17 protein-coding genes are annotated in these 17,673 nt (G+C 55.9%); 16 read left to right on the forward strand and 1 reads right to left on the reverse strand.

The genetic code is table 11. From position 1 onward, the window contains the following. Window positions 1-23 precede the first annotated feature (23 nt). From RDM37_RS00760 to RDM37_RS00835, 16 genes are all read left to right on the forward strand, one after another. The gene (locus tag RDM37_RS00760) at window positions 24-806 is read left to right on the forward strand and encodes a thiazole synthase (protein ID WP_308554320.1); all 783 of its coding nucleotides are present in this window, start codon (window positions 24-26) and stop codon (window positions 804-806) included. Further along, complete coding sequence (gene thiH / locus RDM37_RS00765; protein ID WP_299368538.1) at window positions 806-1,912, forward strand: 2-iminoacetate synthase ThiH; 1,107 nt, start codon at window positions 806-808, stop codon at window positions 1,910-1,912. Before RDM37_RS00760 ends, thiH begins: the two co-directional genes overlap by 1 nt. After that, window positions 1,903-2,637 (forward strand): HesA/MoeB/ThiF family protein, encoded by a 735-nt coding sequence (locus tag RDM37_RS00770; RefSeq protein ID WP_308554323.1) that lies wholly within the window; start codon window positions 1,903-1,905, stop codon window positions 2,635-2,637. Before thiH ends, RDM37_RS00770 begins: the two co-directional genes overlap by 10 nt. 224 nt (window positions 2,638-2,861) lie before the next feature. Beyond that, window positions 2,862-3,581 carry a copper homeostasis protein CutC gene (locus RDM37_RS00775; RefSeq protein WP_308554325.1) on the forward strand — a complete coding sequence of 240 codons (720 nt, stop codon included), beginning with the start codon at window positions 2,862-2,864 and terminating at the stop codon, window positions 3,579-3,581. Window positions 3,582-3,625: 44 nt separating this feature from the next. Continuing rightward, the gene (locus RDM37_RS00780) at window positions 3,626-6,088 is read left to right on the forward strand and encodes a transglutaminase domain-containing protein (RefSeq protein WP_308554326.1); all 2,463 of its coding nucleotides are present in this window, start codon (window positions 3,626-3,628) and stop codon (window positions 6,086-6,088) included. Window positions 6,089-6,924: 836 nt separating this feature from the next. Further along, entirely contained in the window at window positions 6,925-7,572 is a 648-nt protein-coding gene (locus RDM37_RS00785) for a nitroreductase (RefSeq protein ID WP_308554328.1), read from the forward strand. A gap of 109 nt (window positions 7,573-7,681) precedes the next feature. After that, on the forward strand, window positions 7,682-8,356 hold the full coding sequence (locus tag RDM37_RS00790; RefSeq protein ID WP_308554330.1) for an outer membrane beta-barrel protein: 675 nt from the start codon (window positions 7,682-7,684) through the stop codon (window positions 8,354-8,356). Between the two features lie 6 nt (window positions 8,357-8,362). After that, window positions 8,363-8,890: an NAD(P)H-dependent oxidoreductase gene (locus RDM37_RS00795; protein ID WP_308554331.1), complete on the forward strand. Its 528-nt coding sequence runs from the start codon at window positions 8,363-8,365 to the stop codon at window positions 8,888-8,890. Window positions 8,891-8,915: 25 nt separating this feature from the next. After that, the gene (locus RDM37_RS00800; protein ID WP_308554333.1) at window positions 8,916-9,653 is read left to right on the forward strand and encodes an ATP-binding cassette domain-containing protein; all 738 of its coding nucleotides are present in this window, start codon (window positions 8,916-8,918) and stop codon (window positions 9,651-9,653) included. Beyond that, entirely contained in the window at window positions 9,650-11,026 is a 1,377-nt protein-coding gene (locus RDM37_RS00805) for an aspartate kinase (RefSeq protein WP_300969493.1), read from the forward strand. The genes RDM37_RS00800 and RDM37_RS00805 overlap by 4 nt, the downstream gene beginning before the upstream one ends. Window positions 11,027-11,062: 36 nt before the next feature. Then, window positions 11,063-11,944 (forward strand): 1,4-dihydroxy-2-naphthoate octaprenyltransferase, encoded by an 882-nt coding sequence (gene menA / locus RDM37_RS00810; RefSeq protein ID WP_308554336.1) that lies wholly within the window; start codon window positions 11,063-11,065, stop codon window positions 11,942-11,944. Window positions 11,945-11,967: 23 nt separating this feature from the next. Further along, window positions 11,968-13,194: an aminotransferase class V-fold PLP-dependent enzyme gene (locus RDM37_RS00815; RefSeq protein ID WP_293964946.1), complete on the forward strand. Its 1,227-nt coding sequence runs from the start codon at window positions 11,968-11,970 to the stop codon at window positions 13,192-13,194. A 7-nt stretch (window positions 13,195-13,201) separates the two neighbouring features. Next, the gene (locus RDM37_RS00820) at window positions 13,202-13,816 is read left to right on the forward strand and encodes a ribonuclease HII (protein WP_308554338.1); all 615 of its coding nucleotides are present in this window, start codon (window positions 13,202-13,204) and stop codon (window positions 13,814-13,816) included. Between the two features lie 41 nt (window positions 13,817-13,857). Further along, window positions 13,858-14,577, forward strand: a complete 720-nt coding sequence (locus RDM37_RS00825) for an NAD-dependent deacylase (RefSeq protein ID WP_308554339.1) — start codon at window positions 13,858-13,860, stop codon at window positions 14,575-14,577. 92 nt (window positions 14,578-14,669) lie between these two features. Next, window positions 14,670-15,713, forward strand: coding sequence for a TlpA disulfide reductase family protein (locus tag RDM37_RS00830; protein WP_308554341.1), 1,044 nt, complete (start codon window positions 14,670-14,672; stop codon window positions 15,711-15,713). A 2-nt stretch (window positions 15,714-15,715) separates the two neighbouring features. Beyond that, complete coding sequence (locus RDM37_RS00835) at window positions 15,716-16,180, forward strand: nucleoside deaminase (protein WP_308554343.1); 465 nt, start codon at window positions 15,716-15,718, stop codon at window positions 16,178-16,180. A gap of 194 nt (window positions 16,181-16,374) precedes the next feature. Here RDM37_RS00835 and RDM37_RS00840 read toward each other — a convergent pair whose 3' ends face one another. Then, on the reverse strand, window positions 16,375-17,670 hold the full coding sequence (locus RDM37_RS00840) for an L-serine ammonia-lyase, iron-sulfur-dependent, subunit alpha (protein ID WP_308554383.1): 1,296 nt from the start codon (window positions 17,668-17,670) through the stop codon (window positions 16,375-16,377). Between the last annotated feature and the right edge of the window lie 3 nt (window positions 17,671-17,673).

Genomic DNA, 17,673 nt, shown 5'->3' on the forward strand with positions numbered 1-17,673 from the left:
ATACATTCTAATCTACTATACACATGCAGACTAAGTCATTGAAAATCGGAGATCACGACTTTACCTCGCGCCTCTTCATCGGAACTGGCAAATTTGCCAACAATCAACTAATGTCAGACGCACTAGACGCTTCTGGCAGCGAGCTTATCACCGTCGCGCTTCGCCGAGTAGAGACCTCTGCAGGCCTCCACGATACACTCATTGAGAGCATCACACGCCCCAATGTCATCATCCTACCCAACACCTCTGGCGCACGCAATGCCGACGAGGCGGTCTACGCCGCGCAGCTAGCCCGTGAGGCGCTACAGACCAACTGGATCAAACTAGAGGTACACCCCGACCCCAAGTACCTTCTCCCCGACGCTATGGAGACGCTCCGCGCCACCGAGCAGCTCGTCAAGGAGGGCTTCATCGTCATGCCATACATACAGGCAGATCCTGTACTCTGTAAGCGACTCGAGGAGGTCGGTGCGCCTTGCGTCATGCCCCTCGGAGCTCCGATCGGTAGCAATATGGGACTCACCACGAGAGACATGCTACGTATCATCATCGCCGAGAGCACTGTCCCCGTAGTTGTAGACGCCGGTATCGGTCGCCCCTCACACGCGGCCGAGGCTATGGAGCTAGGTGCCGATGCGGTACTCGTTAATACTGCTATCTCCACCGCTGCCGACCCAGTAGCTATGTCCATTGCCTTTAGAAAAGCTGTCGAAGCTGGTCGCTCAGCTTACGAGATGGGTCTGCACCAGCCCGCCACCGATATGACCGCCACCGCCACTTCACCACTCCAAGGATTCTTTGACTAATGACATTCTACGATTATAAGCAGCAGTACAATTGGGAGCAGGAGTGTGCTGAATTTGACACCTTTACTGCTCAAGATGTAGAGCACGCCATCGCCACAGCTACGCCTACGCTACGCGACTTCAAGGCACTCATCTCCCCCGCAGGAGATGCTTACCTAGACGCTATGGCGACCAAAGCGCAGCAACTCAGCATCGAGCGTTTTGGCAAGACCATACGCATGTATGAGCCTCTCTACCTCTCTAACTATTGCCACAACCACTGCGTCTACTGTGGGTTCAATCAGGAGAACAAGATCGTCCGCAAGGTACTCACTATGGAGGAGGTGCAGGCTGAGGCTAAAGCTATCGCCGATATGGGCTTCACCCATATCCTCCTCGTGGCTGGTGAGTCTCCAAAGCATGCCGGAGTCGAGTACTACCGTCAGGTCATCGAGCTCATACGCCCCATGTTTGCGCAAATATCCATCGAGGTACAGCCTATGTCTGTCGAGGATTACAAAGTTCTCGTCGAGGCGGGCGCACACTACGTTTGCGTCTATCAGGAGACCTACAACGAGGAGAGCTATCCACGCTTTCATCCCAAGGGACTTAAGGCCAACTACCGCTTCCGCCTAGAGACACCCGACAGAGCTGCCGAGGCGGGTTTTCGCAAGGTAGGTATTGGTGCCCTCCTAGGACTAGACAACTGGCGCACGGACGCTTTCTTTACCGCGCTACACCTAGACTATCTTGAGAGCCACCACTGGCAGACCAAGTACTCTATCTCGTTGCCCCGTCTGCGTCCACACGTAGGCTCCTACATGCCCTCAGACCCGATCAACGACCGCCAGATGGTACAGCTCATCTGCGCTTACCGCATCTTCGACCCAGAGGTCGAGATCTCGCTATCCACTCGCGAGAGCAGTGCCTTCAGAGATATGGCGGTACGCATCGGCGCCAACTCTATGAGTGCCGGCAGTAGCACGCAGCCGGGCGGTTATGTCAATCCCAATCCTGAGCTAGAGCAATTCTCTATCAACGACTCACGCTCTCCCGAAGAGATGATCGCTGCTATCAAAGCTCAGGGATACGAAGTCATCTGGAAAGACTGGGACCAGTGGATGTAACCCGCACGCCCCAAAACAACATGGGCATCACTGACAGCGCACGATACGCGCGTCAGCTACAGCTCCCCGAGATAGGTCCCGAGGGTCAGCGACTACTCGCTCAGACGAGCGTGGCAGTCGTTGGCGCTGGGGGCTTGGGAGCACCTATACTTTATTACCTCACAGCTGCAGGTATCGGGCGCATCGCTATCATCGACTGCGATGTCGTCTCCCCGTCCAACCTCCAGCGTCAGATCCTCTACTGTGAGGCCGACCTCGCACGCCCCAAAGCTATCCAGGCGCAAAAGCGTCTCACCGCGCTCAATAATACCCTCCAGATCGAAGCGATCACCGAGCGGCTTAATGAGACCAATGTGGCGACCCTACTAGCCGACTACCAGATTATCGTCGACGCTACGGACAACTACCCCACACGCTACCTCCTAGACGACTACACCCGCAGCACCGCCAAGCCGCTTGTGCATGGTGCCATCGAGGGGTGGAGGGGACAGTGCACCATCTTTGCACCCTTTAGTAGTCTACGCTACCGCGACCTGTACAGCGAGCCGCACAGCGCAGAGGAGACCGTACCGCCCGGCGTCATCGGTGCCACCGCCGGCGTCATCGGTAGCATCCAAGCGAGTCAAACGCTCCAGCTAGCCTTAGGGCAGACGCCCTCTCTCCTCGGCAAGCTCCTCACCGTCGACCTCTGGCACGGCTCGTGGCACACCTTCGACCTCGCCTAACCCGTCCCCTCCATCTGCATCCCTATTAACCTGCTGCAAAGGGAGATCATGAGACTGTTGCAAAAGTCAACAGTCTCCGATGAGACAAGTCACGGCATGCAGCACTAAGGCGAGAGCGTATGTATTACGGGTCATTTTTAGTAAGTTTGTCGTAGCTAAGAAGCAAAACACTTGACTTAAGAAGCAGACCACTAAACTTACGAGACAACCCATTATAATATAGTATGACGCAGGAAGAGACTTTTGACAATCGCAGCGAAGTAAGAGACTACACGCTAGAGGTGTGCACAGCAAGCTTGAGGAGTGTGCAGGCCGCTGTGGCGGGAGGAGCTAAGCGTATAGAGCTTTGCTCCGCACTATCCGTGGGGGGACTGACGCCTTCCCTAGGACTCCTCAGAGAGGTGCGCGCCCTCTATCCCGAGCTTCGCATCCATGTCTTGATCCGTCCGCGAGAGGGAGACTTCGTCTACTCCGAGGAGGAGCTGCGCGTCATGGAGCGAGACATCGAGGCAGCACTACCATACGCTGATGCTATCGTCAGTGGTGCTATGACGCCCGCTGGCACTGTCGACGAGGTCGCTACAAGACGACTCTTGGAGCGGTCTCATGGAGTCTCCTTCACGTTTCATCGGGCGTTTGATCAGTCACAGAACCCGCTAGTGGATATGGAGACGATCTGCGCACTGGGCTGCGCACGTATCCTCACTTCTGGTACTAAGGAGACTGCGGAGCTGGGCATCCCAATCATTCGTCAGCTCATCGAGCGAGCTGCGGGAGCGATTACGATACTCCCTGGGGGCGGTGTGACGGCAAGCAATATCCGGCGCATACTCACCGAGACGGGTGCTCAGGAGATACATGGCTCGGCATCTCTACGTCTACTAGACGGCAGGCAGGAGACCTCGGCAGATATCGTTCGCGACTTCCTAAAGGCTATTCACTAAACACTTATCTTTGCACAGCAAATACAACTCTCTATCTAAATCTTATGACACGAAAAGCTCTCCTTTACCTCATCACAGTGATGCTCCTAAGCGGATCGCTGGCTCTAGCGCAGACGAAGCCCGCCGCTACCCGAACGACTAGCTCAAGTAGCGATCAGGTCGAGCAGTACCTAGACTTCCTCTATCAGTACCTACCCCTCCCCGATCGTTATGACTATAGCAGAGCCTTTTACGAGCACAATGTGCGACTCTCACTACAGACTCGCCAGGAGATGCCCTGGGGCAAGCTGATACCCGAGCGGGAGTTCAGACACTTTGTCTTACCGATTAGGGTCAATAATGAGAACCTGGACAATAGCCGAGAGGTTTTCTACAAGGAACTCAAAGATCGTGTCAGCAGCATGTCTATGTACGACGCTGTGCTGGAGGTCAACCACTGGTGCCACGAGAAGGTTACCTACCGCCCCACAGACGCCCGCACCAGTAGCCCGCTAGCGTCCGTCTGTACAGCCTACGGACGGTGTGGCGAGGAGAGCACACTGCTCGTCGCAGCGCTCCGCTCTGTGGGTATCCCCGCTAGGCAGGTCTACACGCCCCGCTGGGCGCATACGGACGATAATCATGCGTGGGTCGAGGCGTGGGTCGATGGCCAGTGGTACTTCTTAGGTGCCTGCGAGCCTGAGCCTGTACTCAACCTCGGGTGGTTCAACGAGAGTGCTTCGCGCGGTATGCTCATGCACACCAAAGTGTTTGGAGCGTACGACGGACCCGAAGAGGTGATCCGCCAGACGCCCTTCTTCACCGAGATCAATGTGATCGACCACTATGCCCCCAGCTCCGACCTCACCATCGAGGTCAAGACGCCCGCTGGAGAGCCGGTAGCCAATGCCCGCGTAGACTTCAAGCTGTACAACTATGCAGAGTACTTCACCGTAGCCTCTAAGTTTACCGACGCCTTGGGTAGAGCCAAGCTCACGGCTGGGCGCGGGGATATGATGGTCTGGGTCGAAAAGGGCGGAGATATAGCCCTGAAGAAAGTCTCCTTCGGTGCCAAGCCCGTAGAGACCGTGATCCTATCGTCTGAGAGCCTACCTAAGGTGCTCGACGAGACCCTTACACCGCCTAGCATATCAGGCTCCCTGCCTCCAGTCTCCGAAGAGATGCGACGCGTCAACAACGAGCGTCTGGCTTACGAGGATAGCATCCGGCAAGCCTACGAGGCGACGATGGTTGATGAATCACGAGGCAATCACGCCACCATACAGCAGTTTATAGCGCAAGCAGGCAATAAAGAGATGGCCCAGAAGCTCCTCTCCGTCCTAACGAAAAAGGACCTGCGAGACATCTCCCTCGAGGTCTTACAAGACAGTGAGACCGCCGAGACCAATCAGTCAGAGATCTACTGCAAATACGTCCTCAATCCCCGCGTAGAGCTAGAGTGGCTCACACCGTACAAGCACTTCCTCCGTGAGCAGCTAGCAGCCCTCCGCTCACCACAAGAGCTGATCGACTGGACGCTAGCCAATGTTAAGCTCGTAACGGACCAGAACCCGCAGCGCCTGAGGATGCAGCCCATGAGCGTCTACCGCGAGCGACAGACCGATGAGCTAGGCAGAAACATCTTCTTCGTAGCAGCAGCCCGTAGTCTCGGATGGCCCGCACGCATCAATGAGATCAATGGCAAGCTGCAGTATTACACAGACGATCACTGGGTCGACGTCCTCTGGCACGACCAAGCTAGTCCCATAGCCACCGCCCCTCAGGGCACACTCCAATTAAGCTATACCCCATCGAAGTATATCAGCGATCCTAAGTACTATGCGCACTTTACCATCAGTCGTATCGTCGATGGCAAGACCTCGCTACTGACCTTCGACGAGGAGGCTACCTGGAGTCGTGACTTTGCCCAGGGCATCACCCTAGACGAGGGTCGGTATCTATTGACCACAGGCACACGTATGGCCAGCGGTGCCGTGCTCACCCATAGCGAGGTCTTTGAGATCAAGCGTGGGGAGACCACGACCGTACAGCTCACCATGCGAGAAAGCAATGAGGGGGTACAGGTCATCGGCAGCTTTAATGCAGAGAACCTCTACTACGACCTCGCCACACAGACCACTAAGAGTCTCATCTCGACCACCGGACGTGGCTACTACATCTTAGGCTTGATCGCACCAAATCACGAGCCGAGCAATCATACGCTACGAGACATCGCCATCTATAAGTCCGCTCTCGAGGAGTGGGGTAAGTCTGTCGTACTACTCTTTGAGAGCCAAGACGCTGCCACACGATTTGTCGACGAAGGCTTCGACCTGCCCGCTCAGGTGGTCTGGGGCATAGACTCAGAGGGCGCTATACTCAAGGAGATTCGCGAGGAGATGAAGCTCACGTCCAGTTCGCTACCTATCTTCCTCATCTGCGACACATTCAATCGAGTCGTCTACATCCAGCAGGGCTACACCATCAACATCGGTGAGCATCTCGTGAAGGTACTCAAGCAATTGTAGCCGCGCGCCTCTCACGAGTAACGATTTGTAGGGACGCACGGCTCGTGCGTCCGTTGTAGAACGAAAGTTACAGCATCGTTTTGCTGGTTCGGGAACGGACGCACGACCGTGCGTCCCTACACATCGTTACACGTATCGTCATTACACGTCTTATTTTGACGACAATGGGCTGACGCATTACAATCACTCTGTCAGGAGCTACACATGAGCGACCAGCGATACATAGCTAAGCTATAATATAAAGTCTCACCCCTACCCTCTAACCTCTAATCTCTAATCCCTAATAACATATCTTTACAGGGAAATTCGTCCGATTCCCTCCTTTCTCGAATATCCACGTGGAAAATCTCAAATCTCCACGTGGATATTTTTTATTTTCCACGTGGGCGTCATTCATTTCCTCCGAAGTTTCATTTCATTCCTCCGAGGAATTTTTTATTTCCTACCTGGGAAATAAAAATTCTCCACGTGGAGATTTTGAAATATCCACGTGAAAATCACTTTTCCCCGACATGGCATCGTATCGATATGTAGTCGGATCTAAATTATTGTAACGAGCCAACCTCCAGTCGGAGGCCCCGAAGAATTAGAAATTGGAGGTTAGTGGTTAGTGGTTAGAGAGGAGAGACGATCGCTTGCGGTCGGACGCATCATAGCCCCCAGTCGCAGGGGCAAAGCCCTGGACGACTAGAGGGGGCGGTCTGGAGCGGGAGCGGGGTGAGTGGGGTGCTTTTGCTGTGGAGAGCTTTTCGTATATTTGTGGGTAGAGGGCTTTTGCCGCAAGAGGCAAGGGCTTATAAAGGGCTTGTATACTAACGAATAGAGATTAATCGACTATGCTACGTAAATGGATGACGCTGACGATGATACTACTCCTCGTGGGAGCTACCGCCTGTCAGAAGGCTACAACAACAGATCAATCAAATACTACAGACACTACAGAAGAGACTATGCGTATGACAACTCAAGAGAAAATGGACATCTTCCTAACACGCAGGAGTATACGTAAGTATAAGCCTGAACTACCGTCTCAGGAGCTACTAGACAAGGTGCTCGAGGCGGGCACCTATGCGCCCTCGGCGATGGGCAAGCAGTCTGTCACGATCGTGGCTGTGACCAATCGTGCTGTACGCGACCAGCTCTCGCAGCTGGCTAACAAAGCTCGCGGTGGAGACAAGGATCAGTTTTACGGAGCTCCAGCGGTCTTCGTCGTGCTGGCGGACAAGTCGCTATCGAGCAATTACCTACAAGATGGTGCTCTGGTGGTGGGCAATATGCAGAACGCAGCTCACGCGCTCGGTCTCGGCACTTGCTGGATCAATGCGGCTAAGGGGATCTTCGAGCTGGAGGAGGGTCAAGCACTTCTCAAGGAGTGGGGACTGGAGGGCGACCTCGTGGGGGTCGCCTGCTGCATCATCGGCTACCCCGACGAGTCGCCTGAGCCAGCACCCCGCAAGGATCGCTATGTGATACACGTTGACTAGCACCCCACGAGTAGCCCGCAGGGGCGCACGGACGCTCGAACCGGCTCATCTCGCAAGATTGTTGTACTTTTGAGGAGTAATTACAACTTTAGCTTATACAGATATTACTATGACAAGACTACGTACACTACTACTCTCACTCGTAGCACTCTGTGCGCTCGGTGGCACAGCTCAGGCTCAGATGCCTCTACGCATTTATGTGGATGCAGCTCCGCTCTTTAACCTTTCGCAAGCTAAGACGCTCCAGGATGTCTCTGAAAACAAGCTTTTCGTTGGCTACCGCCTCGGTGCTGGAGTAGACGTCAATGTGGGCAAGATGATGTACATCGGCTCAGGACTGACCTTTGCGATGAAGGGAAATCAGTACAGCTTCCTCTCAGAAGAAATCAAGGTTTACAGCCACTACATGCAGATCCCTGTGAATGTGGGTGTGCGCCTGAACGTGACTCCTCGCATCGGCTGCTCCATAGAGGCTGGTCCTTACTTCGCCTACGCACTGGGAGCTACCGTTAGCCAGGGCAAGATCCTAGACGATATCCAGAAGACTTACAACGTCTACAAGGACGGCATCCTCGGGATGGATGGTGCCAAGCTCAAGCGCTACGACATCGGTCTGGGTGCTAAGGCTAAGGTAACCTTCGGCTCGTGGTACGGTATGCTAGGTGCTGACTTGGGCTTCGTCGATGAGCTGAAGCTTGAGAAGAATGATCCTAAGCTAGAGAAGTTTGGTCAGAAGGCTATGCGCAATACCTCCTTCTACCTCGGTGCTGGCTTTACTTTCTAATTGAATATGGAGAGACATAACACGCTGATCATCGTGGCGCATCCCGACCTGGAGCACTCTGTCATCAACAAAGCTTGGATGGAGGCGCTCACGGGACACGCTACGATACATAGCCTCTGTGACGCTTACCCCACGGGGACGCCCATAGATGTGGCGCATGAGCGTGCGCTCGTGGAGCGTCACGATCGTGTGATACTGCAATTCCCCCTCTACTGGTACTCCGCTCCAGCGATCCTGAAGCAGTGGACTGACGAGGTCTTTGGCGAGGGCTGGGCCTTCGGCGAAGGAGGCGACGCATGGGTGGGTCGCCAGCTGGGTGTGGCTGTCTCTTGTGGTAGCGCTGAGGCAAACTTCTGCGAGGGTGGCTCGCAAAAGCATACGCTAGCGACTTTCCTCACCCCTTACGAGGGACTAGCCACTTTCGCACGAGCTGACTATATAGGGCATCACGCCTTTTACGACACTTATAGCGATACGGTCGCCGAGAGGCTGCCGGCAAACTGCGCGGCGTATCTGCGCTTTGCACTTCAGTAACCAATGAATCTAGACGTTAGCCACTATGAGTACGATCATTGACCTACAGGGCGTCACGGTATCACGCAATGAGCATGAGCTACTGCGAGACGTCACACTGTCGCTCGAAGCGGGGGACTTTGCCTACCTTACGGGTCCCGTGGGGAGTGGCAAGAGTTCGCTCCTAGAGATACTCTATGGCGAGCTAGCACCTAAGGGTGGCGTCGCTAAGGTGCTCGACTACAACCTGCACCACATGTCTGTACGCCAGCGACAAGCCTTGAGACGCTCGCTGGGGATCGTCTTCCAGTCACAGGCTCAGCTCCTATATAACTATACGGTGCAGGGCAACCTAGACTTCGTCCTCCGTGCCGTGGGGGTGAAAAAGCGGGAGCAACGTGCTATGCGTATTGAGGAGGCACTGACGCAGGTCGGTATGGAGGGCAAGCACTACAAGTACCCGCACGAGCTGAGCGGTGGCGAGGCTGAGCGTATCTGCATAGCGCGAGCCCTGGTCGTACGTCCACGGCTGATCCTACTCGATGAGCCTACGACGGGACTAGACAGTGAGACGTCACTACTGATCGGTCAGCTGATCCAGTCACTGGCTAAGGAGGGCGTGGCGGTGCTGATGAGCACGCACAATGAGACGCTCATACAGGAGCTACCCGCTACAAGATACCATATTGATCTGGAGAGTCGTACGCTGGAGCGCATCGACCTACCCCCTACCCTAGAGGAGGTCGAGGAGCCTTCTACAGACCCTATTGAAGTAGCACTATGATCGTACTGAAGTTTGGCGGCACCTCTGTCGGTTCACCTGATCGCATACGCTCGGTAGCGCATCTAGTGGCGAGTATACCAGGGCGCAAGACGCTGGTGCTCTCGGCTATGGCCGGCACGACGAACGACCTCGTGACGCTGACGGAGCTGATCACCTCTGGCGAGCGTGATCGTGCGACTCGTCATGTGGAGATGCTACGTAGTCGCTACATAGACAATGTAGTGCCAGAGCTATTCGCGGGGCATGAGCTACACCAGCAGCTAGCAGAGGAGGCTTTGACTCCGATCTTGGACAGTCTCCTACTTCAGACGCTCAACGAGGCTTTTACCCACAACGATGAGAAGCAGATCCTCGCTTGTGGCGAGATGATGTGTACCGCCCTGATGGCGCTCACGCTACAGCTCTACGAGGGGATCACACCGCACAAGCTGCTGGCGCTAGACTTCATGCGCATCACCCACGAGGGACGACCAGACATCGAGTACATCGCTCAGCGGTTGCGTCCGATGGTCGAGGAGGTACGCGATGCGGAGGCACTCTTCCTCACGGAGGGGTACATCTGTCGCAACGCTTTCGGCGAGGTGGACAACCTGCGTCGTGGCGGTAGCGACTACAGTGCTACGCTCATTGGCGAGGCGGTACAAGCTGAGGAGATACAGATATGGACCGACATTGATGGGCTGCACAACAATGATCCGCGAGTAGTCAATATGACGTCGCCTGTGCGTCGTCTGAGCTTTGGCGAAGCTGCCGAGCTAGCACGCTGCGGAGCTAAGATCCTCCACCCCGCCTGCATCGAACCAGCACGGCGTGCAGGTATCCCGGTGCGGCTACTCAACACGCTCGACCCCTCGGCCCCTGGCACGCTCATATCTCATGTGACAAACAGGGATATGATCAAGGCGATCTCGGCAAAGGACGGGATGTGTGTCGTAACGCTCCTGCTGAAGCATCTGAGCAATAGCGACGTCTCTACGGGGCAGTTCCTCGTGACGCTGACGGAGGCTATGCACCGCCTGCACATAGAGCCAGACATCTTGATGGCTTCGGGCGATGGTTACGTCATCGTCGCAGAGGAAGACTCGGAGGCGATCTCCACGCTGATTGAGGAGATGACGCCCTGGGCTGAGGGCTCTGTGCAGAGCGACCTATCGATCCTCGCGATCGTAGGCGATATGGGGTGGCATCGCATAGGCTTTGAGGCGCGCATCCTCGAGGCGGTAGACGATGTAGCCGTGCGGCTCATCTGCTACGGAACTAGTGGTAACAGCATTGACCTAGTCATCGCTACGGAAGAGAAAAAGCGTGCGATGATCTATCTCTCAGATCACCTCTTCGCACATCTGCGCACACCAGGTCCAGAGGTGCTATAGTAATAAGGTGTAGGCTCGAGACAGGCACGCTACATTATGACCCTCAAGCAATTCATCTCGGTCTCACGACCATACAGTTGGCCAGCATCGCTAGCACCGATAGCAGCAGCCATCGCTTTGGCTTGGCTACATGAAGGCTCTAACTGGCTCATAGCGACGCTCTGCCTGGTCGTGGGGCTATCGGCGCAATCCTTTTCTAACTGCTGCAACGACTACTACGACTTCAAGCGTGGTGCTGACGGAGAGGGACGCGTAGGCTTTAGCCGTCCACTCGCCTCGGGTCAATTGCGAGAGCGTGACATCATCGGAGTGGCACTCTTCTGGGGACTCATTGCAGCCGTGGCGGGCGTGACCCTTTGCCTGCTGACCAACCCGTGGCTCCTCCTCCTCGGGGGGCTCATCATACTCTTCGCCTGGATGTATACGGGCGGCCCCTGCCCGCTCGCTTACTTAGGGCTAGGCGATGTGGCGGTGATGACTTTCTACGGCTGGGTCGCTGTGATGACCACTTACTACCTTCTGACGGGAGCGGTCACGACACAGAGCTTCCTCGTGTCGACAGCCATGGGCGCCGTGGCGGTCAACATCCTTGTGGTCAATAACTACCGAGACTACGAGGAAGATCGCAAGAACAATAAGCGGACGAGCATCGTGCGTCTGGGTCAGGAGTTTGCCCCGAAGTTTTACTTGGCCAACATCCTCCTCGCATGGCTCCTCTCCATCGTCGCTTTCAAGGGGAACATCTGGGGCATCGTCCTACTCCTCCCCTACCTCCTCTACGCGCTATCCGTATACCGTCAGATGATCCATGTGACTGGCAGCCAGCTCAACGCTGTGCTCAGGCGCACCTCTATGGGTGTCGTCTTGCTTGCCGTCGTACATATAGCAGCCTATCTCATTGACGGGCTGTTGCTTTAGTCGAACATTTCCCCCTTATCCTTATGTCTTCTACAGACCTCTCCTCATATCGTCTAGACTTCCCACTCATACAGCACTACGCCTCAGCGCAGCCTGGCTGGGTCTACCTAGACAGTGGTGCCACTACGCAAAAGCCCCAAGTAGTCATCGACGCCATCACCGAGGGCTACACACGATACAATGCCAACGTCCACCGAGGCGTCTACCAGCTCAGCCGTGAGGCGACCGACCGCCACGAAGCGGCGCGCGCCACATTGGCGCACTTCATCGGAGCCTCTGATCCTAACGAAGTAATCTTCACACGCGGCACCACCGAGGGGCTCAACCTGCTAGCCTCTACGGCTGGCGAAACGCTCGTCGGTCCCGACGACGAAGTACTGATCACTGCCATGGAGCACCACGCTAACCTCGTACCATGGCAACAGCTCTGCCTCCGCAAGGGAGCGCATCTACGTGTTGCTCCGCTTCTGGCAGACGGCTCGCTAGACCTTCCCGCCTTTGAGGCGCTACTCACCGACCGCACCAAGATCGTCTCCGTGGCGCATGTGAGCAACGTCCTTGGCACGGTCAATCCCGTTGCACAGCTAGCCCGTCTAGCTCACGACAAGGGTGCTATCATCATCGTCGACGGAGCGCAGTCTGCGCCCCACATGTCGGTCAATGTGCAGGAGCTGGGCATCGACGCTTACGTCTGCTCCTCTCACAAAGTGTATGGGCCTACAGGCATCGGCATCGTATGGGGACGGCGTAAGCTCCTCGAGCAGATACCGCCCTACCAGTATGGCGGCGAGATGATCGAGCATGTATCCTTTGAGGAGACTACCTTCAACGAGCTACCGTACAAGTTTGAGGCAGGCACGCCCGACTTCATCGGTTCGCACGCCTTTGCCACAGCCGTTGAGTACCTCTCAGCGATCGGTCTGGACCGCATCCACGCTTACGAGACTGAGCTTCTAGAGCATCTCACGCAGATCATCAGTCAGGAGCCTTCGCTCGAGATACTTGGCACCGCACCGGGCAAGGGAGCCGTCGTCACCTTCATCAGCCATCAAGCACACGCTTACGACCTCGGTCTGCTCCTAGACCAGCAGGGCGTAGCACTCCGCACGGGGCATCACTGCGCTATCCCGCTCATCGAGGGGATGGGGCACCACGCGACGATCCGTGCCTCCCTCGGGCTGTACAACACGCACGAGGATCTAGAGATCTTTGCGAAAGCACTACGACGTGCCCTCACCATGCTAGGCTAAAGGTGCCATGCCCTTACTACATCGCTACGCATCGGACGGACTCATCGAGTGCGGCTGTGACGAGGCTGGACGAGGAGCCCTCGCTGGCGACCTCTATGCGGCAGCTGTCGTCTGGCCCGACACGCTAGACCATCCGCATCTGCGAGATAGTAAGAAGCTCACAGCAAAGCAGCGCGAGGAGCTGCGCCACTTCATCGAGGAGCATGCTACAGCGTGGGCAGTAGGCGTGGCAACCGTTCAGGAGATCCAGCAGATCAACATCCTCCACGCCTCTATGCTGGCCATGCAGCGCGCCATCGAGGCATTGCCCTGCACGCCCGAGCGTCTGCTCATCGACGGCAACTACTACGATCCACGCCCCGACGAGGTCGAGTACCACACCATCGTCAAGGGCGACGACCGCTACCTAGCCATCGCCGCCGCTTCTATCCTGGCCAAGACGCACCGAGACGAGTATATGACCCAGCAGGCGCAAGAATACCCGCACTACGGCTGGAAGCAAAACAAAGGTTACCCGACAGCGCAGCACCGTGAGGGGATACGCCAGCACGGCTCCTGCCCCTTGCACCGACAGGGCTTTCAGCTCTTGCAGCCTGAGCCTCTATTTGACCTTGAGAGATAAGTTTCGTATCTTAGGTGCACACTATAAAGAAGAGAGACATTATGAATAACCCAAGCAATCAAGCGAAGCGCAAGCTGGTCATCCTCACCGGCGCTGGCGTCAGTGCCGAGAGTGGCATATCAACCTTTAGAGATAGTGACGGCCTGTGGGAGAACTACCCAGTCCAGGACGTAGCCTCTATCGAGGGCTTCATCCGCAACCCCAAGCTGGTGCTAGACTTTTACAATGACCGTCGCCGTGACTATGTGGGTTGCGAACCCAATGCGGCACACTACGGGCTAGCCGAACTGGAGCGTCAGTACGATGTGACCGTCGTAACGCAGAATGTGGACAACCTCCACGAGCGCGCTGGCAGCAGCAAGGTGATCCACCTCCATGGCGAGCTGATGAAAAACTGCTCCGTGCGCAATACCCAGAAGACTTATCCCGTAGACCCCGAGCACCCCGACCTGCATGTGGGCGATCTCGCTCCCGACGGGTCGCAGCTGAGACCTTTTATCGTATGGTTTGGTGAGGCGGTGCCGATGATCGAGCCAGCCATTCGTGAGGCTAGCCAGGCAGACATCATGGTGGTCGTGGGTACTTCGCTCAACGTCTACCCCGCTGCGAGCCTCCTCGCCTACGTTCCCAACGGCACTCCCATCTACCTCATTGATCCCAAAGAGGTCAATACGCACGGCATCGCTCATGTCACACATATCCAGAAGGTAGCCACACAAGGGGTCCAGGAGCTACTAGAGATCTTGATGCCCAAGTCGTAATAACCCCGTTTCACCTCATGTCCACCCACATGTCACCACAGCTCTCTAGGCAGCATCTCACGAGGTTGCTGTTGCTCTTCTCTTTCGTTGCCATGAATCTCTTCTGTAGCTGCCAGCTGCAGGAGCGGTACCATATATCAGTATACACCAATGTACAGGGGGGTGCCGACCCGCCAATGATCAAGCTACTGCTCGATGGCAAAGCTATCGATAGTAGCTATGTGCACAAAGGGAGGGTTACCCTCAAGGGCAACTATGTGGACAGCATGAGCCAAAACTTAGCCTACCTTGATCTGCCTGGCGAAGAGCCTATCCCAGTCATCCTCACGACGGAACCGCTCACCATTGATTTCACCCAGCGTAAACTACTCGAGGGCGACTATCTCAACAAAGAGCTCAACCGTCTCTATGACTCTCTCGACAGCCTAGGCAATGTCTTCAAGCTAAAGCTCGCAGCCATACCCTCTGATAGTACGCTCTATGATGCCTTCGATGAGGACTTCAAGACCTCTATCGATGACTACATCGTCCTCGCTAAGGACTACTGCCTGCGCCACCCCAACGACCCAGTGGGGATCATCGCCACTGTGATGCTCCTGACGATCAACTATGAGAGCCTCCTCGAGATGGTGCCTTTCGTGCGCAGCTCTATGGGACCTGTCGTACTGAACAATCGCGAGGTAGCGCTGTACCTACGCACCGTAGACAACTTCTACGAAACCGCTCCTGGATCGCCTATGGTAGACCTAACTCTAGAGACGCTCCAAGGGGATACGACCAAGCTCTCGGAGCACCTGGTACCAGGCTGCTACACCCTCGTACACTGCTGGTCTGGTTGGTGCAGGCCTTGTCTCAACGAGATGCCTAACCTGATCAAAGTTTACAATATCTACCATGAGCGAGGACTAAACATGGTTGGCATCTTCCTCTGGGACAAAGATTACAATCAGGATCTGCTCCTTGAGGACTACCAGCTGCCGTGGACGCAACTCTACGACCCAACGTCCGTAAGCTCTATCACTTACGGCATCTATAGCATTCCTGAGATCATGCTGATAGCACCCGATGGGACGATCGCCGCACGCTCGCTGCGTGGCGCCGAGCTCTTCGACACACTAGACTCTATCTTTGGCTAAGTATGATCGCCCAGCCGCCCATAGATCCACGTCTAGACGAGCGCATGATGCAGCTAGCACTCCAGCAGGCTCTCGTAGCTTACGAAGCCGACGAAGTGCCTATCGGGGCGGTCATAGCGGTCGGCACACGCATCTTAGCCAAGAGTCATAACCAAGTCGAGCTGCTCAATGACCCCACGGCTCATGCCGAGATGCTCGCCATCACGCAGGCGACAGCAGCCATCGGCGGCAAGTACCTCCCGCAGTGCACGCTCTACGTGACCGTCGAGCCGTGCCCTATGTGCATGGGTGCTTTACGCTGGACACAGATAGGACGTATCGTCTATGGCACGGCCGACCCCAAGGGCGGCTATATGCGTTATAGCGATGAGCTCCCCCACCCCAAGAGCGTCATCGTGGGAGGCGTCTGCGAGGAGGAGTGCCGTGAGCTGATGGTCTCCTACTTCAGACGAAAGAGACGCGTGTAACCCTTCGGGACGTGTAACGATTGTCCCCGACCAGCGAGACGAGTAACCCTTTGTAGGGACGCACGGCTCGTGCGTCCGTCCCCGTTAAAGGTGACGATGTCAATACACGTATCGCCGTACTACAACGGACGCACCGACGGTCCATATCCGTCAGTGCGTCCGTGCATATCGTTACGTTTTCCTTTCGCGGGGAACTAGTGCTTTTTGGAGGTCATGATGTTGAGCACGAGACGGTCCGTCTCATTCATCCCCACACGACCTATGCTGGTCAGGTTGTCTATCGTCTGATCCACATCATCGTCCACGATGCCCTCGCTACCCGTGACCACCTTTTGCTCCATCGCCAGCAAGGCGGAGAACATAGCCGTGCTCACACCGCTCGACACCTTCAGGCTACAGCTCGGCTTAGCACCGTCGCAGAGGAGACCCGTGATGTTGCCCACCATGTTCTTCACCGCATAGCTCACCTGCTGCTTATTACCGCCGAGCAGATAGGTCAAGCCACAAGCAGCACCCGTCGAGGCAACAACACAACCGCAGAGCGCCGAGAGGCGACCCAGCTTCTGCTTGATATAGATCACCATCAGATTACTCAGCATCAGGGCACGGACAGTCTCTTCGTGCCCTTTCTTTTGCTCCTTGGCAAAGGTCAGCACCGGCATCGTCGCCGTGATCCCTTGGTTGCCACTGCCCGAATTGCTCATCACCGTCACAGGCGCTCCGTCCATGCGGGCATCGCAGGCAGCACTCGTCGCCGAGATGATCTGCGTCAAGGTCGATTCGCCTAGATACTTACGACCCAAATCACTCTGCACCATACGCCCCACAGCGTGGCCGTAGTTAGACTTCATCGAGAGGCGGCTAGCCTCCGCATTGACCTCCGCATCAGCTAGGATAAACTCGATCTCCTCCAGCGGAGCCGTCGTAGCGAAGTCATAGACGAGCGAGAAGTTGAGTGCCAGCTCGTCCTCGTCCTCCTCATCCTCCTGCTGCCCTATCGGATGATCCTCCAGCACCTGATCCCCCTTGGCAAGGAAGGTCAGATGGTCATGCTTGCCACTGATAATTGCTGTGGCACGCTCGCCACCAGTCGTCTGGATCGTCACCTCGGCGTAGAGCTTGTCGACAGGCTCAGGCTTCGTACCAATAGTGATTATCTTAGCCTCGACCAGACGCTTAGCCTCAGCTAGTTGCTCAGGCGTAAAGCTGTCTAGGAGTGTGAGTCCCTTGTCCGGCTGTGCGATGACGATGCCGAGAGCGATTGCTATGGGTAGTCCTATCATGCCCGTCCCTGGTATACCCACACCGAGGGCATTCTTGAGTACGTTCGGGCTCAGCAATACCGATACGCTCTCTGGTGTAAAGTTGCCCAGCGTAGCACTAGCGTAGGCGGTGCAGAGCGATACAGCTACCGGCTCCGTACAGCCTGTAGCGGGGACCACCTCTTGGTGGATGAGCGAGATGATCTCTTGGCGTAAAGCTGGAGTCAAATT

It is taken from the genome of uncultured Porphyromonas sp., from assembly GCF_902489635.1.
GTDB lineage: Bacteria > Bacteroidota > Bacteroidia > Bacteroidales > Porphyromonadaceae > Porphyromonas.